The organism is Photorhabdus stackebrandtii (assembly GCF_011189495.1).
In the GTDB taxonomy this organism is placed as follows: Bacteria; Pseudomonadota; Gammaproteobacteria; order Enterobacterales; family Enterobacteriaceae; genus Photorhabdus; species Photorhabdus khanii.
On record NZ_PUJV01000028.1, the window covers coordinates 24,113 to 45,521 of the forward strand.

Annotated in this window: 19 protein-coding genes; 15 read left to right on the top strand and 4 right to left on the bottom strand. The window is 42.1% G+C overall.

Annotation, left to right across the window (positions count from 1 at the left end):
* From traO to C5470_RS18045, 14 genes are all read left to right on the top strand, one after another.
* Nucleotides 1-1,221, top strand: a complete 1,221-nt coding sequence (gene traO / locus C5470_RS17980; RefSeq protein ID WP_152963825.1) for a conjugal transfer protein TraO — start codon at nucleotides 1-3, stop codon at nucleotides 1,219-1,221.
* Nucleotides 1,221-1,970 (top strand): hypothetical protein, encoded by a 750-nt coding sequence (locus C5470_RS17985; RefSeq protein ID WP_152963826.1) that lies wholly within the window; start codon nucleotides 1,221-1,223, stop codon nucleotides 1,968-1,970. Before traO ends, C5470_RS17985 begins: the two co-directional genes overlap by 1 nt.
* Before the next feature lie 8 nt (nucleotides 1,971-1,978).
* Entirely contained in the window at nucleotides 1,979-2,509 is a 531-nt protein-coding gene (gene traQ / locus C5470_RS17990) for a conjugal transfer protein TraQ (RefSeq protein WP_152963827.1), read from the top strand.
* Between the two features lie 14 nt (nucleotides 2,510-2,523).
* Nucleotides 2,524-2,928, top strand: coding sequence for a DUF6750 family protein (locus C5470_RS17995; RefSeq protein WP_152963828.1), 405 nt, complete (start codon nucleotides 2,524-2,526; stop codon nucleotides 2,926-2,928).
* Between the two features lie 59 nt (nucleotides 2,929-2,987).
* Nucleotides 2,988-3,593, top strand: a complete 606-nt coding sequence (locus C5470_RS18000; RefSeq protein WP_166291052.1) for a hypothetical protein — start codon at nucleotides 2,988-2,990, stop codon at nucleotides 3,591-3,593.
* Between the two features lie 2 nt (nucleotides 3,594-3,595).
* Nucleotides 3,596-6,670 (top strand): ATP-binding protein, encoded by a 3,075-nt coding sequence (locus tag C5470_RS18005; RefSeq protein ID WP_152963830.1) that lies wholly within the window; start codon nucleotides 3,596-3,598, stop codon nucleotides 6,668-6,670.
* Nucleotides 6,671-6,711: 41 nt separating this feature from the next.
* On the top strand, nucleotides 6,712-7,938 hold the full coding sequence (traW, locus tag C5470_RS18010) for a conjugal transfer protein TraW (protein WP_152963831.1): 1,227 nt from the start codon (nucleotides 6,712-6,714) through the stop codon (nucleotides 7,936-7,938).
* The gene (gene traX, locus C5470_RS18015) at nucleotides 7,931-8,491 is read left to right on the top strand and encodes a conjugal transfer protein TraX (RefSeq protein WP_152963832.1); all 561 of its coding nucleotides are present in this window, start codon (nucleotides 7,931-7,933) and stop codon (nucleotides 8,489-8,491) included. The genes traW and traX overlap by 8 nt, the downstream gene beginning before the upstream one ends.
* A gap of 116 nt (nucleotides 8,492-8,607) precedes the next feature.
* Entirely contained in the window at nucleotides 8,608-10,740 is a 2,133-nt protein-coding gene (locus C5470_RS18020; protein ID WP_152963833.1) for a DotA/TraY family protein, read from the top strand.
* A gap of 31 nt (nucleotides 10,741-10,771) precedes the next feature.
* Nucleotides 10,772-11,356 carry a hypothetical protein gene (locus C5470_RS18025; protein ID WP_166291054.1) on the top strand — a complete coding sequence of 195 codons (585 nt, stop codon included), beginning with the start codon at nucleotides 10,772-10,774 and terminating at the stop codon, nucleotides 11,354-11,356.
* Nucleotides 11,357-11,505: 149 nt separating this feature from the next.
* Entirely contained in the window at nucleotides 11,506-12,825 is a 1,320-nt protein-coding gene (gene trbA / locus C5470_RS18030; protein WP_203448981.1) for a conjugal transfer protein TrbA, read from the top strand.
* A 16-nt stretch (nucleotides 12,826-12,841) separates the two neighbouring features.
* Nucleotides 12,842-13,852 carry a DsbC family protein gene (locus C5470_RS18035; protein ID WP_166291056.1) on the top strand — a complete coding sequence of 337 codons (1,011 nt, stop codon included), beginning with the start codon at nucleotides 12,842-12,844 and terminating at the stop codon, nucleotides 13,850-13,852.
* A gap of 17 nt (nucleotides 13,853-13,869) precedes the next feature.
* Entirely contained in the window at nucleotides 13,870-16,041 is a 2,172-nt protein-coding gene (gene trbC / locus C5470_RS18040; RefSeq protein ID WP_239002563.1) for an F-type conjugative transfer protein TrbC, read from the top strand.
* A gap of 251 nt (nucleotides 16,042-16,292) precedes the next feature.
* A complete protein-coding gene (locus C5470_RS18045; RefSeq protein WP_152963836.1) occupies nucleotides 16,293-16,637 on the top strand; it encodes a hypothetical protein in 345 nt (114 codons plus the stop codon).
* Between the two features lie 48 nt (nucleotides 16,638-16,685).
* Here C5470_RS18045 and traI read toward each other — a convergent pair whose 3' ends face one another.
* Both traI and mobA read right to left on the bottom strand, forming a co-directional pair.
* Nucleotides 16,686-18,638 carry a TraI/MobA(P) family conjugative relaxase gene (gene traI, locus C5470_RS18050; RefSeq protein WP_166291057.1) on the bottom strand — a complete coding sequence of 651 codons (1,953 nt, stop codon included), beginning with the start codon at nucleotides 18,636-18,638 and terminating at the stop codon, nucleotides 16,686-16,688.
* Between the two features lie 9 nt (nucleotides 18,639-18,647).
* Nucleotides 18,648-18,953: a plasmid mobilization protein MobA gene (gene mobA, locus C5470_RS18055; protein ID WP_152963838.1), complete on the bottom strand. Its 306-nt coding sequence runs from the start codon at nucleotides 18,951-18,953 to the stop codon at nucleotides 18,648-18,650.
* 272 nt (nucleotides 18,954-19,225) lie between these two features.
* On the opposite strand from mobA, the gene C5470_RS18060 reads away from it, so the two are divergent.
* On the top strand, nucleotides 19,226-19,522 hold the full coding sequence (locus C5470_RS18060) for a hypothetical protein (RefSeq protein WP_152963839.1): 297 nt from the start codon (nucleotides 19,226-19,228) through the stop codon (nucleotides 19,520-19,522).
* Between the two features lie 98 nt (nucleotides 19,523-19,620).
* Here C5470_RS18060 and C5470_RS18065 read toward each other — a convergent pair whose 3' ends face one another.
* Both C5470_RS18065 and C5470_RS18070 read right to left on the bottom strand, forming a co-directional pair.
* Entirely contained in the window at nucleotides 19,621-19,923 is a 303-nt protein-coding gene (locus C5470_RS18065; RefSeq protein WP_054479665.1) for a DUF5983 family protein, read from the bottom strand.
* A gap of 19 nt (nucleotides 19,924-19,942) precedes the next feature.
* Nucleotides 19,943-20,758, bottom strand: a complete 816-nt coding sequence (locus tag C5470_RS18070; protein WP_152963892.1) for a DUF932 domain-containing protein — start codon at nucleotides 20,756-20,758, stop codon at nucleotides 19,943-19,945.
* Nucleotides 20,759-21,409: the final 651 nt, after the last annotated feature.

The following is a 21,409-nucleotide window of genomic DNA, read 5'->3' on the forward strand; positions in this document are numbered from 1 at the left end:
ATGGCCATTGAAAAAGATGTTGCCAGTGATGGTAAGAAATCTGGATTACTGATTTTATCCGGGGGAGTGATCATATTCGGAGGAGCATTCCTTTTATGGGGGTATCTTAACAAACCCGCACCTACTCCTTCGAACATCAACCTAAACAAAGTGGCTAACAACGCCCTAGTTAGAAGTACTGAAACCAAGCAGTATCAACAACTACAAAGTCAAGCCAACAAATTAGGTTCTCAGACAGCAGACATTAATGGAACTAGCTTTGTTGCGTCATTGAAAATGAGTAATGTTAAATACGAAACGCCTTCTATTGCCCCTCAACATGTAGAGCTCAATACCCTTCCTGTTGAAGCTCCGCAGAACTCGGCACCAGCTCCTAACGGAATTTCTGAGGATCAAAAAACCGCTCTTAAAGGTTACTTAAAGGTTCTTAATGAGCGTTGGAAACCTGGAGGGATGCAATTGGCTAGTACATTTGGTCAAGAAGAAGGAGCTCAAAACGGTACCGGCCAAGTCAACACATTTAGCACTTGGACAAGCGGTTTACCTAGTAACGAACAGGTGACACCGGTTAGAACAGCAATGGCTGGAAGTATCTCACAGGATAAGATCATCGTACCTCCAAACACTCGTAGACCTGGTGTTATTGATACAGCGATTGATTCAGACAATCTGAACTCTATTGTTTCGGCTCATATACCCACAGGATTTTTAACTGGCGCAATGTTCACCGCACGAGGAGTGCAATTAGCTGGAAATGGGGTTGTGATTCACTTCACCCGTATGACCGTAAACGATGTTGAATACCAAGTGGATGCGTATGCGTTACAGGACGATACACTACAATCATCAATCGCAAGTGAAGTCAATAATCGTTATTTCAGTCGCATCATTTTACCTGCGATGGCCAGTGGCATTGGCGGGGTCGGTCAGCTATACAAAGACCAAAATACACAAATCTTATCCACGTCAAGTGGAACAATCACCGGTGGCACAGGCAAAGTTGACGGCTCGGCTGTTGTCGGAACTGTTATCGGCGGGATTGGAGAACAAGCAGGTCAAGTCATAGCTAGTGATGCAGCCAAACTCCCAGTAAAACAAGTGAAAGTCCACAGAAAACAAGTAGTCGCAATCCAATTTATGAAAGGCGTGTATGAGAGTGATCGGGTTAATAAAAATGCCACCGTACTCACTGAACCTCGCCTAACTTCAGGAGAACATTAATGAGCTCTCGCTTCGATTTAGACACCCCTCCGACAAAACCACTACCGGAAGACACAGATGTTGGTATCCCTTCTACTCCTCAAAAAATTAATGGACCTAAGCTCATCACTTTACCAATGGGGATAAAAGTAACTGTTATGCAGTTGGGAATGATGGTAACAATGTTTCTAGGTCTTGTAGTATTTATTTTTGTTCGTGATACTCCACAACAAACAAGCAGTACACCACAATTTGCCTCTCAAGAGCCTGTGGCAGAACAACCTATTTCTTCCTTTGCTGAAACATTGCCATCTCACTCAGTATCACAAGCACCTGTAGCACAGGAAACCTCAACCACAGCTATATCGGAAAATATCCTAACTAACGGAGAAAATGAAGCAATTACAGGAGATATCAATAACCTACGTACCTATAGTGAAAATAATCGAGAAGGAATCAAGGCACTTGATCAACGATTACGCACACTTGAACAGCAGTTTGCTGCCCTGCAGCAACATCAATCGGCGTCTTTGTCCTCAGTAACCCCAACAATGGCAAAACCAACTACCAAGCAAATTCCCCAAGCCAGCAGTAGAAAATCCAATTTCCAAGGAGCCTCTATAGCCAGCCTTTATCCGGGACTTGCATGGGTGAACTATAAAGGAAGCACTTGGGCATTACGTCAGGGCGACCGCATCGGCAACGCCACCATTCAAATCATAGATACACATAAACGTGAGGTGGTAACCACAGCAGGTATCATCCGCTAAGGAGATTTATGGATTTGGTTCAAATGATTGCAAATGCAATCAACAACTTAAGCCAAGTCGGTATCCAATTGATTCTAGCCCTCGGCGCTATCGTTGGGCTAACTATTCTCATAGGGCACTTTAGCAATATTGCCAGCCGGGCTAAACGCGGCCAATTACAAGATAGCCCTGGGAAAATAGTTGGTGTCATTTTATTATGTGGCTGCCTTATAGCACTGCATAACGTAATGAGTGCTACCTCTAACCAGATGGCACTAGGTGATGTCACATTCGGAGCTATCGCTTATGTCTCAGAAGGAAAATATGGCCCAGCTGCAGTAGCTATCAATGCAATCCTCACATTACTCCAATGGGTAGGCACTATTTATGCCTATCAGGGACTGCTTCGCCTTCGTCGCTCACAGAAAGACGGACATACCGGTCTTAGTGCCGGGAACGACATATCTAGTGGCATTAAACGTCTAGTTATCGGCGCGATGCTCGCCAGTAATCCACAGCTGATTAATGCCATTCAAAATACAATCAAAATTCATTGGTAAATAAAGAGGTAATAATGAACGTTCTGAAATCTATGAAAAACTTTCCATTGTTTGTTTCTGTGAAGGCTATTCTAATGGCCGAAACAGCTCGTCGATATTCTCTCAGTGCTATTGCTGGATTTATAGGACTGTTATTATCACCTGTCGCAAAAGCCGACGATGATATTGCTGGCATGGTCAATAATATCTTAAATGGTGTTTATTCATTAAAAGAACCGATTGTGAAAGCATGTCTAGTCCTTGGTATGGGCTTCATTGTCGTAGGTATTGTCGGTATGTCCGCCAAAAAGAATAACCCGCAAATTAAAGCAACACACATCATTATTCTTTTCGTAGTTGGTGCTGGCCTTATTGCCATTGAGCAGATTGCTAACCGTAGCCAGAAACAGATGGGCCTCAACCCAGTCTCAGTTGGTTAACGTTGATGGCCGATCTATCCAGGTCGGCCACATATCCTACTTTATTATTGGAAGTTTCCATGTTGATTTTCTCCATTTCCCGACGTATAGCGGGACACACAATATCAGCCAACCAACAGAAAAAATTAAATAATACGGCTCGACAAGGCGGGCTTTGCTGCGAGTTTTGTGGTTATGAGTCACCACAAAATAGCGCCATATTTCGTGATAATAATCCTCTAAACACACAGCCCGATAACCTTGGTGTCACAGATCCTCTCTGCCAAGCATGGCAACAATTGGACACCATCACTGCTGAGGCGGGAGCTATCGTATACCTCCCTACATTAAACCCAGAAGATGTTAACCATTTACAACGTGCCATTGCTCAAGCATTAGATTCAGATGATGAATCCTACCAAAAAGATGCTAAGGCGCTGCTCGACTGGCTGACATCTTATGAAAAACCCGTTCAACAAGTCTGGGGAACATCTCACCCTCAAGCGTTTGGAGAAACCATCAAACACATAGCTGATGAGCACCGACCTACATTATTGGAGCGTTGGCGTCATCTAGCACTTGTGCTACACCCCGGCCAATTTAAAGGCAAACTCGCTACAACCGGGCTTGAAGCGGGTACTACTTGGTGGAAACACCTATACCATGATTATTTCTCTCGGAACTAAATATGATTGTCGATAAAATCGAAGAAGCCTTTGCCTACTTTTCTCGCTATACATTAGGGAGAGATTTTTCTCAGTACTGCGATCTACGAACTGTTATTGGATTAACCCCAGACGATAAAATTCGCCATCCATCATTAAATGCACCCTATATCCACGTCACCGAAAATAACGATTATGCTTCCTGCTTTGAGGTATTAGGTGCATTTCGTGAATTCAGTGAAACAGAACTAAAAACATCAATGGAAGCACCAGCCCCTGATAGTTTATTACGTTTTGTTTTGAAACTGCGTGACAGCTTGACAGGTGACTTCAAGTCCATGGGACATAAATTAAGTATCGTATTCGAACGAGATCCTACGCGTGGTAAAGAAGAAATTTGTCGATTAGTTGCTCCACAGCGTCAATCGTTTCAAAAACTAGGACTTGCATTGGACGACCTTGTAGATGAGCAGATTGCTAAAATGACACCTTATCTCGCACGGGAACGTGTATGGTTAACGGTATACACTGCGATTGCTACCCTCCCAAACGCGGAGAAAAAAGAAGAAATCCAACGTCAAAATAAGCAATTTAAAGATCTTCCAGAAGCCCGCTATGGACAAAACCCTGTTTATGCTGAATTCGAAGGATTGAAACTAAGACACGATGCTTTTATTGACAAACTGGTGACTGATCTTGCTGACGGTAATGAAGGTGTTATGGTACGTCTGCTGGACGCACATGAGGCGGGCTACGTAATCCGTGATGAAATTGAACGCGTTAGTACAGACAAAACTTGGCAACCGTTACTTCCAGGAGATCGCGTTATCCCTCATGGAAAAATGCGTGGTGAAGATATTAGTGCTTGCCTTGCTCCCCACCTCAATTTCCAATATTGTGACACTGAGGTGAAATCCTTAGGAAACATTATTGAGGTAGATGGGTTATATCATGGGCAACTAGCGATGACATTAGCCCCTCAACGCCCGGAACCGTTCAGCCAACTATTTAAGAAAGTCCCCCGTCAAATCCCATGGCGTATACGTTTAGACCTCATGCCCGGGGGAGGAGAAATTCTGCGTAGCAAGAATAACCTGTTAAGTTTTGTCGCATTTGTCCCTTCCTTACGTGATATTTATCAGTCAATATCGTGGTTGCTTGCACAAGACAAACAGGATCCCGTTTGCATAATGAGTATTACGGCTAGTACATGGGATGAAGATAAAAGCAGAATGCAACGTAATCTGACCTTATTACAGAAGTCGGTTCAATCATGGGGGGTCACTAGTGTCACACGAACATTTGGGGATCCGATTAGAGCATGGATTAATACACTGCCATTAGCATCCAGTTTCAGCGCACCTACACTTATGTTTCCACCTTTATCCGAAGGTCTAAAACTGATGCCGTTACAACGACCAGCAAGTCCCTGGGGTAACGAAGGTAATGTAATATTCCAAACTATTGATGGCAAACCTTATCCAGTGCAATTAGCCAGTGGAATCCAAGAAAAACACACTGAATTATTAGCCGGTGCCCCAGGCTCTGGTAAATCACTACTAGCCAACAGAATGCATGTAGACGGAGTATCCGCAGGCAGTACAGAAATTCCATTTATGGCTATGGTTGATAAAGGTTTCACTGCTCAGGGATTCTATGACCTAATGAGAGATAGTTTACCACCAGGTCAATTAGATAAAGTTATTAGCATCATTTTACGTAATGATGCAGAGCATTGTCGTAATCCATTCGATATCTCTCTAGGTCTGAAATACCCAATCAGCACAGAACGTGAATACCTGCTGAAAATACTGACCAGTTTATGTATCGATCCACAAATTAACATGCCTCCCGATGCTGCTGCTTGCCGGCAAATCATATCTATGGCCATAGATATCGCCTACAAAAAAAATAGCGATACTGAACCATTACGCTATGGTCCTTCGCTGATCCCAGAAGTGGATAAGGCAGTAAAAGAAAGTGGCTGCCTCTCTGAACATGATGCACAATGGTGGGAATTGGCTACATGGTATGAAATTCGGGATATGCTGTTTGATAAAGGTTATGTGTATGAAGCCTCACTTGCACAAGCTCAAGCAGTACCAGAACTCAATGATCTACAGGGAGCGCTCAACACAGAACAAATGCGGACAACCTTTGCACAAGTTAATCGCCCTGGCTCTGATGAATCTATGTTGCATTACATTTCACGTTGTCTCACACAAGCGCTGTCTGATTACCCACTGATTTCTGGACGCACCCGATTTACTGTCAGCCCTAACACACGAATTCGTGTTGTTGATGTTAACAACGTCTCTGGTGATGACTCCCCAGAAGGAAAAATCCGCACCGGCATTATGTATCAATTTGCACGCCACCTAGCCGGTGCAAACGATTTTTACCTTCCTCAATATCAAAACGAATTATATGCCAATCTGGATTCCCGTTATGTTTCTCTACACAGAAAGCGCATCGAACAACTGGATCAGGAAAGTAAGCTCATATTTATGGATGAGCTACACAACATCAAAGGAATAGAAACACTGTGGGCCGCTCTGCAGACCGAAGATCGCGAGAAACGCAAGTTTGGTGTTCGCACTGTTTTCGCATCTCAGTATCTGGATGATTATCCTCAGCAGCTTTTGGAATCAGCTAACTCTCTATACCTCATGCGTGTACGCCCTAGCGATTTCAAAGTATTGGAAGAAGTTTTCCACGTCCCACGCGCAACACTTAATAAATTACTCAATACGACGCGTGGTCCTGCACCAGATGGCAGTGGTACGACGTTTCTGGCTGTTTTTCAAACCACAAACGGTAATGTTGCTCAACTTTTGAAAAATACAGTTGGGCCACGTCTTTTATGGGCTCTCAACTCTACCCCCAAAAATCGCGCTCTCCGCAACATTCTATATGAGGCGCTAGACGGAAAATTAGCCCGTGAACTGCTTGCCACAACTTTTCCTAGTGGTTCAGCGGAGAAACATATTGATATGTTAAAGAAAAAAGCCAATCACGATGATGAAAATGGCGCTATCAGGATATTAGCTAACGAATTGCTATCTAAGGCTGGATATATTCAAAGTAACTCAATTTAACACCCTCAGGCTAAAACACCCTTATTTATCCCGGAGATATAATGAAATTCAATCCTCCTATTACCCCCCAGGTATCCCTACTCTCTGGTTTGATACTTTACATCGCATTACCCAATCAATCCTTGGGATATCCTGTTGAAGTTCTTAAAAGTATTCCGATCCAAACACAAGTTTCTCCATTACTTGGAACAATGAATACCAGTTTAGGTGAGATTGCCACTACTCAGCATCAGGTGGGTGCGGCCATTAACCAAAATGGTAGCAAAATTGCTACACAGATTGAGCAATCTGCGCAAGCGCAGCGCGATCAAGATATTTTTGCTCACCAAACAGACAGACTAGAGCAGGCGCGCCGTACTTATACCGTTCCTGATAGTATTTGCACTGAATCCGGTTCAGGAATGGCATCACAAATACAGAACGGAACCCGAACACGACAAAGCTCGTTAGCCAGTGGTAACGGAATTAGTAACAACAAAATTCGCCAGGGTGTGACCACACCCATTCCTGCACGAGGACAAGCACAATTTCGTGTAGCAGCTATTCATGCTGATTATTGTGACGCTGTAGACTTTGCTGCCTACGGCGGAACGCCTCTATGTAAAAGCATTTCTGAGTTGCCTGGCGGTGACAAACGCTTAACGTCATTACTAGATGGTGCTGGTAAAGATGGGAAGTCTCCTGATCTTACTTTTGATCAAAAACAGACCGATGCAGCCATGGCATACATATTAAATAGCTCCGCAACATCAGCCGGCAAACAATTAAGTAAAGGTGAAGTCAAAACAACCTCAGGTCAACAATATGTAGGATTAATGACACAATACGAAGCTGTCAATTCAGCAGCTCGCGAACCTATGTTGGCTATGTTATCGGCAAGCCAACCCAATGAAGCAACACGCGACGTACTCAGAGAAACGCTTACGGCTTCTTCTGCAGCTGAATATTTCAATCGTACAGCATCAGATGAAGCTAAGCGTGCCGGCATAATGTCTGAAAGGGAGTTTGAGCAATTTGAAGTGGGTAGACGCTATGCTAACACAAATTATCAAACAGATCTGCAGAGTATGGAAGGCGATAACTTAATACGTGAGTCTATCCGAACCCAATCCCTTCAGAATTGGTTGTTACTGGGCATAAAGCAGCAATTACAAAAAAACAACATTCTTCAAGGGCAGCTACTTTCGCTCAATGCAACCGAATCCTACCGCCCTCAATTACAGGTAAAAATGCAAGAAGTAAACGCTGGAGCAGCACGACATGACTAATAAGGCTGAAAAAAAATCTATTACTTGGTACCAACGCACTGTAAAAGGTATTTATTACGTTTCTAACATATTCTTACCCTTATCTGAGATACGTTACACCGCGACAAAAATAGGTCCATCTTTCCTTAATAATATCAAACGAGCAAAACATCTATTCCCTTCCTCTCAGCTTGAGAGGAAACTCCAGCAACCAATACTTAGTTTTTATGAAGCAGTAACAGCCAGTGGTATGACAATTGAAACATTAAAACGACGTTTCCTACGCCGTAAGAAGTTATGCTTGGCTTTAGCTGCTATTCCGTCACTATTAGTCATCAGCATCATTTTGGTTGTGCTATTAAGTGGAATATATACTCCGTTATTGTTGATTAAAACACTCGTATTAATTCTGGCTTTACTCTCTCTAGCCGCATTACCGTTTGTTCAAGCATTAATATGTAGTTGGCGATTATGGCAACTATGTCATCACCGAGCATCCCCAATAGAACGCGGGGGATTTTCGGACTTTTTATCTGAAAACTCGTGGCTTAAAACAACACTAAGCCTCAAATAGTAAGCGCTTAATTAGACATTATATAACTCCGAACAACTCAATTGCACATTCAGTCCCCCTATTACCCTACTAACATCAGCTAATCAGCGAGCATCAGCACCTTATACGAGACTTCTATGAATACCATTCTAAAATTAATGGCCAGCGTATGTCTTTGCCTGTTTACTCTCAACGCCTGGGCTGATTCATCGATCAGTTTTGACACTATCGAACAGGCTGCTAAGCGTTCCAGTGATCTTTCTCGCCAAATTTTAGTAATGATATTTGGTGACGTTGTAATAAATCCATTCTCAACTGACTCCAGTATGATTGGAGAGTTGTTCTTTGTTTTTAATGGGATAGTGTTGACCATTGCCGTTGTATGGTTCCTAGCTGTCACGTTAAAGCACTTAACTAAAGCAGGACAACAAGGCAAAATCTTCAACAATGGAACCTCTTTGGTAGGTCCAGTAACCACTGCCGCTGGTTTCTTAAGTTTAGTTCCAACTATCTCGGGATGGTCAATCGCACAGCTACTTTTTCTATGGGCAGCCTCAGTGATGGGCATTGGTAGCGCAAATCTAGTAACAGATCGCATAGTTGATTTACTTGAAGATGGGTATTCATTAGTTGTGCAACCGACCACATCACAAACTTTAAGTTCGGCCCGTGCTATCTATGAAATGAATTTGTGTATGTATGGCATGAACAACGAACTAAACACCATGTATCGGCAATATGGGCAAGGGGGGACGCCCCTTATGAGCATAAAAAGTGCCATTGATGGCTTCGAGATTGGAAACGGTAGCGCTCTATGTGGTTCTGCCCGATTGCCTGAATCTATAAAAGATAAAACAGCAAATTGGCTGTTTCCAGCCTCCGTTGATACTGTTCGAATAATTGATGCTCAACGCAGTGCAATGAATGAAATGCAAAATAACTTATCTCAAGCAGCTTCCGAATTTGTGACAGCTTTGCTCAACAAAAAAATGAATGGTAGCGGCACATTACCAGATGCAGAGACGAGCATACAAAAAGCAGCACAGGCATATGAAGATCGCATTAACCAAGCATTGAAATCTCAAGGGCAATCAAATGAGCTAGCTTCTGTTTTATCTTCTCAGCTAAAAAAGAATGGTTGGCTGGCTCTAGGATCGTGGTATCAAACATTTGCTACCGCAAATAATAAAGTTAATGAGGCAGTGCAACTGAAACCAATCATTACTGGCATATCTGGTTTAGGAGACTTAGGTGCTGGCGACACATATAAAAGTATCATGACCGCTTATCAAGCACAGTTACAGAATTCATCCTACACACCACCATTAGGCATTCAGAGTCCCAAGAACATACAACAAGCAACAGATGCCTCAGATCCAGCAGCCGTATTTGTTGGAATTTTTAATTCACCAGGACAAAGGTTATCAAATCATATAGTACAAAATATTGGCAATGGAGAATTCAATCAAAATGGTCAGATCAATCCTTTATTGAAAATGAAAAATATAGGTGATTATGTCCTTATTTACACTGAAAGTGTTTATACAATATTTGCAGCAGCCAAAATCGCAAGTGAAACCGTTGGAAATAACTTCCTGTTAAATATTGCATCACTAGGTTTAGTACAAGCAGCGCCTGCAATGGTGAACTCCATAACCCCATTAGTTCAATTTATGTGTGTATTATTGTTTGGTATCGGGTTCAGCTTGTCCATTTATCTACCATTCATACCTTTCATATATTGGATCGCGGCGGCAGCTAATTGGATCGTTAGTGTATTTGTAGGAGCAACAGGCGGTTCATTATGGGCTGCTACACATATCGGTACTGAGAATGAAGGAGGACATCGTTCATCATATGGCTATATATTTCTCATCGACGTTATGATTCGCCCTATGTTAATGGTATTTGGATTTGTTTTTGCCAGTATAGTAACCGTTGCGCTTGGAACATTATTAAATATTATGTTCGGCGCTACAATTGCTAATGTACAAGCAAACTCTATAACTGGGTTGGTTTCGTTGGTCGGTATATTAATGGTCTACGCAAGAATATGTACGACTACTGTAAGTAGAGTTTTTGGATTACAAGTGACTATGCCTGATTATATCATTTCATGGCTGGGTGGCCGGGAAGCAGCTGGTATTCTTGGTGGAATAGTAGAATCTACAAAAAGTATTTTTGCCGGTTTTGGTAGTGGACTAGAACGCAGCCCGGGTGTAAAATATACAAATGATAATAAAGCGCCACATGGGGATGGTATTAAATAAATAATATCATCCAGGATATAGGAGACATGCCATGACATTCATAAATAACATAAGGAAGTCATACGTTCCTGTGGTATTTATCTTACAACTAATAATTGTTCCAATCTGTATAGTAGTTATTGGAAATTATTTATACTCACTGGAATTTTTTAGCCCCATACCTTACATTGCTGTAATGGTAATAGCTGCATTTTTCTTGTCTAACTTTTTTATCTTTTCAAGAACAGAATCACAATTAAAAAAGCTAAAAGTAACTCTGATCAATAAAGATTTCTCGCCCTGCAACGAGTTAGAGTATTTTGATTTAGCCAATGGAAAATACTTCGGCATTGATAAGGAAAATGGAAGAATTCTAACCATATCACTCTATGACAAAGACAAACCAATATTAACAGGATACGAGTTTTATGATTGGGCTGGTTATGATATTCAAGGATGTAATCTAACACTAAATTTTAATAACATTAGTCGCCCATATTTTAACATTAATAGCAACGCAAAAATAAAACTATTCTGTCGAAAATTGGATGTTTTATTAGCACCATCATTCAGTCCAAAGATAAAAATAAATAGTTCTTTCAATGAACTTGTACAGAAAAAAACTCAACCCTGTTAATTTTACTGTATAGAGTATAGCCTTCAAAAAGATCGCCTTAACGGCGTTCTTTTTTTGTCCTCTGATAAACCTATTTCTGGTGTAATCCAACCGTCTCATAGAGCCTGCAGACTTGTCTGCGGGCTGTTTTATTTTGTCTGGAGCAACTAATGTATTCAAGAACAACACAGCCGCCACAACAAGGCCAAGAACGTGGCTCTATGTTTCTATTAGTATTTTTCCTATTATGTTTTCTGATTTGGATATATCAGCCCTCTATCATGTTTGGATGCTGTTGGCTCCTTTATCAACTCTGGGCGCTTTGTGATTTCCCCAGAGTACATAACTATGTCGCAGAGCGACTTCACTTGTTAGCTTGGGCGGCAAATCGAGTTAATGACCTTAGCTGGAGTGAGTTCATTGATATAATGAATAAAACAGCCGATATTCTGATGCTTCCTTTGAGCATCATCGTCAGTGGAAGTTTGTTTTCAATTCGCAATCATCCAAGTAACCTCACTCGTAGGAACATTGATGCTTATTCCCTACCACATATTATGTCCAAATTTTCACCAGCGATTATTCCAGTTCTTTGCTACGGTGATAAGAAAACACAACTGCTTAATTGTGACCCACCGGAGCACCGAAGTGCTCAGACTCCAGATGAATTCGCATTACAACACCAACTTATAATTGGGGAACGACTGAATCGAGACAAGACCCGCGAAGTATTTATGAAACAATTAGGGACTCCTTTAACTGAGTTTTCCTCCTTCAATGCTTATGAACGAGCCTTATTTGCAGTATTCGGCCTGCAAGTCTTTTTAAATGATCGTAAATCTGCCGAAAAGTTGCTGGACGACCTTAACCGCTCTTGCCTAATCAAAAGCCGGCGTGATAACGGAAAGAAGGGTTATCCAGTACTGAGTCTGGCTAATAGCTCCTTTAATCGAGTTGCACAACACCCCGAAGCTAAGCGTTGGCTGCGCCATTACAGTACTACCCGTACAGCACTATTCGCACTTCATGACCAAGATTTACGTTTACCTGGTGCCCGTTTTCGCTGGCTTAAAGGTCTTGATAGGATCCTATGGTATACATTGACTTCCTCCGGTCGCCCTAAAGTCTTTGTCGAAGGGGCTGGAGTTATCGCAGCTGCTAAATGGGAGCGCCTAATTTCAGATATCTCTCTGAGATTACAGGTAAATATTCCCCGCCCAGAAAATTGGATGGATATAGCTATCATTGGACTTGAAAAAGACCTTAGAAGTATTGGATTAGTATTAGACGAACGCAAACTACAGGACAACACAGACGCAATAGAACTAGGAGATGAAAATGATGATAATAGTGAAATCATCATACTTCAATCACACGAACCGGCAGCAACTGATACATCATTCAATCCAGTACAGTCCGATAGCCAACAAACAAAATATCAAGCTCCTAAACAACGAACTTTTTCTCGTCCGAGAGCTAAACGCCCTTAATAACAGGAACAGCATTATGTCTCATTCATATTCTGCATCACTGCAGGGTAAAACTCTATCTGTCATCTCTGATCAGCCATACAAAAATACACCTGTAATCGTCATGGAACTAGGCAAAAATTACCGCTTTTATATCAATGATAGAAGTGTTTACCATGACAGCACAGATCAGCATTCAGCAATGATTTATGCAGCACAAAATAATGATGAAGCAAGAATGATTGTTAGTACAATAAATAGGGAAATAATCCGTAGTAAAGAAAAGCTCAAAAACAGAAAAAAAGTGGCTGGTTATAGTATCTTAGTTGCAGCGATTATTTTAATCGCTACCTCAGCCTGGCGAATGGGAATAACCGAAGGTAGTAACTTAGCTCAAAACATCCAACCATCACTTAATACAACAGAGAAACATCACCCTATCAATCCACCAAACAGGCTTTCCTCCCTTCCACATCCTGGCACTATTGTCCCTGTTTCTTCAGCTATGACTAACGTCCCGATAGAACAGCCCAAACCAACGAAAAAGGCAGAAGACTATCAATACACCGCGCAACGCTTACGCGCAGCAGCTCAAAGCGGAAGATACACCATTCCATTATCCTCCGGTCATGCCAGAACATTGTATGTTTTTTCTGATCCAATGTGTCCAAATTGCAAAATCATAGAACCAGCTTTGGAAGAATTGTCTCGCAATTACAACGTAGAGATTTTCCCTGTAACAATAATAGGAGACCAGCAAACAGCAAACCTGGTGACGCCAGTCCTGTGTACTCCATTTCAAGAACGCAAACCCTTTTGGAAACAACTATATCAGGCTGATGTTGGTATGGTTCCAAATAACCAACAGGCATCCTTAGTTTCCTGTGACATAGGAAAGCAAGCGCTAGCGAAGAACGATGCCGCCTTTAATTTTTATAACCTTCTAGGTACTCCGTCACTTTTGTCTGATGATGGCCGTTATATCCCACTTGAATCACTGAAAAGTGATGATGCACTTTCAGCATTTCTCAACTCACCAATCCAATAACAATCAGAGAGTTTCCGATGACCAAGCCTGTTGAGGTCGATTCACGCCGGGTTCACCGGCCAATCGGCTATACATTTATATTTATAAATGACGCTCTTCTATCTCCATTGGGAGTACAGATATTGATGATTGCCGGTTTTATTTTTGGCTGGCTGTATCCCGTTAGTTTATTACTCAGCATCCCAGGACTACTACTTCTGATAGTTTTATTTAGTGACCAACCATTTCGTATGCCATTACGTATGCCCAAAGACATTGGAAGCATAGATTTAACCACAGAGCGTGAAATACCTAAATTGCGCAATGGTGTTGGAGGGCTATTCCGTTATGTGGTACGCACACGTAAGTACATGCCTGCAGCTGGCATTATGTGTTTAGGATATGCACGAGGTAAATCTCTAGCTCGAGAGTTGTGGTTAACATTAGATGACTCATTACGACATATGTTACTTTTGGCTACTACAGGTTCGGGAAAAACAGAAGCGTTGTTATCCATCTTTTTGAATGCAATCTGTTGGGGTCGGGGAATTTGTTACTCTGATGGTAAAGCCCAGAACACATTAGCATTCGCCATGTGGTCGCTTGCTCGTCGTTTCGGGCGAGAGGATGACTATTATGTATTGAACTTCATGACTGGCGGTACCGATAAGTTCGAAGCCCTTTTGAAAAATGATAAAACACGCCCACAATCAAACACGATCAATCTGTTTGGTACAGCAAATGCCACTTTCATTATCCAATTGATGGAGTCTCTGCTACCTACCGCAGGAAGTGGCGACGCAGGCTGGCAAGACAAAGCTAAATCTATGCTGGCCGCTGTTGTTTATGCTGTTTACTATAAATGTAAGCGAGAACATCGCAGAATCTCTCAAGCGGTAATACAGGAATACTTGCCTTTAGTAAAACTAGCTAAACTCTATCAGGAAGCGAAAAAAGCTAACTGGCACAAAGAAGCCTATAGCCCACTGGAAAGTTACTTCAATACGCTAGCAGGATTCCGTATCGAACTCATTAGTCGCCCGTCAGAATGGGAACAAGGTGTCTTTGATCAGCACGGTTACCTGATCCAGCAATTCAACCGTATGCTGACTATGTTTAATGATATTTATGGTCATGTGTTTTCTCGCGATGCCGGTGATGTCGATATTGAAGACATACTACATAATGACCGTATATTAACAACAATGATACCTGCGTTAGAACTCTCAAAAGGTGAAGCAGCAAACATAGGTAAATTATATATTTCTGCTATTCGCATGACCATGGCCAGAGATCTAGGTTGCGAACTTGAGGGTATGATTAATGATATACTAGTTGTCAAAAAATATGCTGGCAAGTTCCCATACCCAATAACCATGGACGAATTAGGGGCCTACTTTGGCCCTGGTATGGATAACTTAGCGAGCCAAATGCGTAGCCTCGGCTATATGTTGATAGTATCAGCCCAAGATGTTCAGCGATTCATCGCTGAACATAAAGGCGAATACATGACAGTCAATGCCAACCTTCTCACTAAGTGGTTTATGGCGCTACAGGATGAAAAAGATACTTTTGAGTTAGCTAAGATAACGGGCGGCAAAGCGTATTACTCCGAACTTGGTACAATAGAACAATCTCCCGGTATCTTCATGCCAAATTATAAAGACGCAAACAGCAACCATATTCGAGAAAAAGACCGTCTGGACCTTTCTGACTTAAAAGATTTAAATCCTGGTGAAGGAATGATTTCATTTAAGAGTGCTCTGATACCAAGTAACGCAATTTACATACCCGATGATGAAAAAATGACGTCTACTTTGCCGATGCGTATCAATCGATTCATTGATGTACAATCCCCTACAGAAGCAGAGCTTTTTGCCCAGACCCCAAATCTGCTGCGCAAACTCCCGCCATCAACACAAGAAATTGACGAGATTCTGCAACTTTTGAGTATGCCTTCTTCCACTACTGCAATGATGGGCATTATGGATCCTGTACTTAAACGTGTTGCCGCTGTGGCTTTTGATCTAGATAACCGCTCTGATATCAGTTATACACCGCTCCAACGCGGAATATTACTGTTTGAAGCAGCAAGAGAAGCCTTACACCAGAACAAACAGAAATGGCAAACCATACCAACGCCCCCAAAACCTATTCGTGTATCTAAAAAAATAGCTCAAGCACTGGCAAATACTGGAGAAAATGTCTGATTGCTACGTTAATGTGTCAGTTCGACTCAATAACAGTTACGCTATAATACACTATAAAACAATTCTGGAGATGGTCACACCCTGCAAACGGGATAGCTTCAACTTACATCCAGTGCAGATAAACGAAATGCTGAAAAATGCCTTAGTAGTAAAACCACAAATAGTTTCATCTATCAGCAAGAAATTAGAAATATAGTAGCACACTACAAAAAAACCAACTCCCAGACCCAAATTATTAAGGACTCGTAGGTATGAGTGACAGTAACCAAAACTATCGACGGGGTTATGTTGAATTAGTCAAATTATGCACGTTAATGCTTAACACGATAGCAGCCGATGTTAAAAACGGCGGTACGACAATTATGGCTCAATCATCCGATCAGCTATTGAGCAAAGAAAAAGTAGACTGCATCCTTGAGGAAAGTAGAACCTTGCTCCACTCAATTTCACCATCAGAATCATTCAATTTAGCTGAGCACGACGCTTTATTTAGTCGATTAATGGACTTATTTAGCACGCTCTATGGTAACGATCATCATGCTTGGCTGTGTTACCAGCCTGAGTTTGAGAAACGAAGAAAAATGCAAATGAATTGACTAGTAAAAAGCCGACCTTAGAGTCGGCTTCCTTACAATTTATTATTGTTACTTTGGTCGATAATTTGAGTTCAGTTTAACTTTCTCTGGGTCCATCAATATAATTTCCTCAGGTTTCTGCTGTTGGAGGCCCGCAGATTGTGACTGATGGTCAGGATCATATCCTGCCATAATCCGTTGCTGCGGATCAGTCAGCGGTAATGGTTTATCGCCACCTTCATTGAACCACTCAACCATATCACAAGCCTGTCTAACAAAGGTAGTGTCACCAGAGAATACCAGATACTCACCACTTTTATTCTCAGCCAATGCCATCCCTCCGGCAATATGTTCTCCTCCATTAGCATTGTTATCACCTATTTCAATACAGCTACCTTTATCCTGCAATTGAACGACACCATCACGGGAATATTGTATAGTTCCATCTTTAGTCACTGTCGTTGAATAGCCTTCAAGTTTAAATGCCGGTGTATCATCAGCCACAGCACAAATAACGGCATTGTGTGAAATCTTACCAGTCCTGATATCTCTTTTCATTCGATGTGCCCAACCACGCAATTGAGCAATCGCAGCTTGATCTTGTTTCAACGCTTGCTGCGACACCCACTCCTGATAAGACAATCTACGATTCGCAGGATCAGCTTTAAACTCTATCCGTTCATTACGAAGATCAATTCTCAACGCGGCCATAGCTTTCATCCTCTCAACTTCGATGATGTGATATGTCAGCTTACGCAATAGCGGATCAGAGATAGCAATACGAGTCCGGGCTTTCCGCCAAGCAAAACGTTTAGATACGTTTTGATAGCGTAAGCGAATCGCATCTCTATCCATTTTTGGTCTAACCCACTCTGATTTATAAGCCCTATAACGGGCTTTCAAATCCTCTCTTGCTGCAGCTCTTACCAGTCTTCTTTCCAAACGAGCATCAATATCGCGAGCATGCAGAGTAGGTTCATAACGGAACTTATGCACAATAGCATCTTTCACAACATGGTTATCATCTTTAGTATAAATTCCCACTTCATTCAGAGGTTGAAATTGACCAAGATCATTTTCAAGACAACTCAATGTCAAATCAGGATGTACACTACTTGCTTTAACTGGAGGCAATTCGGGGTTATCAATGGAGTATACTGCCAGACCTTTCCCTTTTTGTCTCAACTCCAATCCAGATTTAACTAATATACGATGAACATCACCCCAAGACATATTAGGATCTGACATTGCTTCATCAATCTTGAAGCCACACTCAGCAGTCGCATAAGTATGAAGACTCTCAACATCCGCATAATACTCAAGCGCTTTTGCTCCAGAAGGCACGGGCTGATTATCACGTTTTGCACGTACAATTTCTTTATTCTCATTAACAACAAAGAATCCGTTCGTATGCGTCCAGTTATACTTAAGTTCCAGCTCTCTGGCTGTATGTTGTAAACGGATTTTAGTAAACGAATCATCTGCTGTTTTATACGTCACAGGATGAATACGGTTCACCGCAATATGGCAATGAATATTGTTGGTATCTGTATGAATGGCTGCGACATACTGGTGTTCAGCCATCCCAAGCTCCCCTAAACTGTAACGAACGCTTTCGAAAATTTGCGCTGTGGATGGGTTGTCTTCTGTTGGCCATGACAGAAAATAATGAAAAACAGGATCCTTACAACGTGTGTTTTGTAACGCAACAACATTCATTTCTACTGACGCAGTAGCAATGCTAAAACAGTTCGTTTCACACATTACACCATCAAACAAGATCTGGGTATATCCATTCAGATCTGTATGCATGATTTGTTGAATATCTGATTCACCATTTCGGCTAATGTAATTAACTAAATGGTTAAAGATCGCATCCTTAGAACGAGGACGACGCCAGCCTGGATGCTCTGGTTCAATTGGTGTATCAGGTTTATCTTCATCACGGATAACGGCATAGGCAATAAGCTGAAGAAAATTACTTTTACCATCACGTCTCTTTTCCGGGATACGAATAATCATGTTAAAAACTCACTCCAAACCAACTTTCAAAATGGCCTTCTGAATAGCAACTAAAACCTCAGAATACTCTTTACCTTGTACCCCGCCCCCCCCTTTAAACAAATGTTTTTGAAGCTCCCCCAAACAACGAAGCTCCATAATTAACTCAGTATCACACCTTGCATCTATCCTACGACCGAGAGCACTACGCAACATAAAAGCACCGATACTTAGCCCTGCTGCTTCGGCCTTTTTCCTAACAGCCTCTTTCTCTTCTGGGAAACAACGAATACTGGGAAGCAGGGCTGTTCTGTTCCGACTTTCGCTTTTACTCATGGTGTGTGTTTTCCCTTTGGTTTCATCAATAGCAGTCTCGCGGGGTGTCGGGGCTTAGCCCTGACCCAGAGTTTTGTATAGCCGACTGCGTGCAGGCGGTGCTACAAAACACATCTGGTCCCTTTCTTTTAAGGCAATTTTTGTCTATTATGCCTTGTATAATATGATTTGTCATTACACCATGAAATTAAGATCTATATAGCAATAAATTTTCTATTTGAGATATAATATTGACATCAAACTAATCATAATTATTTCAAGGAAATTCTCACATGGCGACAAACACTTTCTACACAAAAGAACAGATTGAGATGGCAAAAAATCAACTCGAAGCGTTGCCAGACTTGACTGAGACAAGACTGACTGGGAAAGATGTTCTTGAAAACCTAAAAACGCAGATACTTAAGCTAGCAACCAAAAAAGGATACTCAGCTAAAGATATTAAATCTGCACTTGAAACCTGTCAGATAAATGTCAGTGAGCGAGCAATAAAGGACGTTATGAGTTCACAAAAAGGCAATAAGAAGAAAGTCACCCGCCGTACTTCTACACAAGATAAAACACTTTAGAAGCCAGATAAGAGATATCAGGACTAACAGACAGCAAACAGAATTTTAATGTAAACTAATCCTGATCGTGCTCTATGCACGATCAGGATGAATAATACTCACCAATCAAAAACGGTATAACCATCAATGCTATCAGCATCTCTGTCAAACATTAGCAAATCACAGTGATGAATCAGATACATATTAAAGACAAATCGATACAGTTCATTTGATAATCCAAGATTCTTTATATGCTTCATATTGTTACGAATTCCTAACAAATTAAAAATCCAGCCATATTCGAATGAGTAGAGCCAATAGTTTTCATCGATTATCAGTTTTTCAAGTAAGCTGTTATCAGCTGATGTCATGTGCCCTGTCGAACAAACAAGACATTTTTTAAATTCAATATTCTTACTCATGGTTCCCCCTATGACGACATCACTTTTTAAGTGCTTTCATTTCTTCAGCCAATGACCAAAGCGCATTATTTAACTTTACGTCACCAGTAATACCATTAACTGCATGTGTCCGGGTCCGCTGTCCCTTCGCCGTTCTTCCAATCAGTCCGCCTTTGATCAAGTTTTCCTGAACACGCTGATAAGTCGTCCACAAATCATTTCTGTCATCCTGACGTCGATTAGGTAATAACACCTGTTCAGGTGTCACCGGCACATATGCATCGTATTTATAGCCAAGTGCATGTTTTGCATAAATGCGCTGTTCGTCTTCATCCAATGTGATGGATTTCATCTCATCACGCGATTCGATCACCTTGTCAAAAAAGCCGAGAACCTCATAAGCCCCTTCGATCACCTGACCAACAACATCGCCTTTATGAGGAACACGAATGTCACCAAACGTCTCGCCACAGACAAGACCGTTATGACAGACAAATCGGAACATACCGGGAATCATCTGATAGCTTGACGAACCGTCATGAGAATTGAGCAAAATAATTTCCGGTACTTCGTCAGTATCGCGGAAGCTATCACGACGCAGGCGCAGCATATGGCGGGTATGACCTCGGCGATCTTCGTCCTTCACTTTTGTCTGGCAAGCAAAGAAAGGCTGAAAGCCTTCGCTACGAAGTTTATCGAGCAAAATGATCGTAGGAATATAGGTATAACGTTCACTACGTGACTCATGTTTTTCTTCAGAAAAAATGCTTGGAACAACGGACATAAGCTCATCATTAGTCAATGGGCGTTCTTTTCGGATCATATTGGCCTGACGAAAACCACGGTACATATGCATCATTCTGTTTCTCCTTCTAGTTTCTTTCTGGTGTATCCCTTTCAGGATTTGCCTAGCGTGGGATGTTTGGCGCTGTGACAACAGACCGGCAGGGTCAATCAGCTCACGAAACAAGGGCGCCAGCGAAGACGCAGCGCAAGCGGGAGACCAAAGGGAACACGCGCGAACGTATGAAGATGGCGGCGAAGCCTACCTTGTTTTGTGGGCAGGCCCTGCCAAAGTCTGTCACGGCGCAGTACATCCAGTGCAGAAACAAGAAATCAGGATAGACACCAGAAAGAAGCCAGATTTATCTGGCAGCTTTATCGGCCAGCTTGCGGGCCAGTGAGAACAGCGCAGGCAAATGCCGGCTGCAAGCAGGGCTGTCGTCGGGCAGCTGTGGCTCAATGCCGCAGCTGCCCGACCGCGATCGAGTAGGAGACGGGATCACTCCCGTCGTCCTCTCACACCACCGTACGTACGGTTCCGTATACGGCGGTTCATGTTAACGCTGGAACTGCCGATGTTGTTCCAATAGTGATAGTAAGCCTGCTTTCCTGAGTAGCGACACTTTTATCGCTTGGTTCATGTGGCTCGAACCTGCATTCCACCATGCTCCACGCTGGTTACATGCCGAACTCCACGCCCGTTGTTCGGGTAAACCCGCTGCCA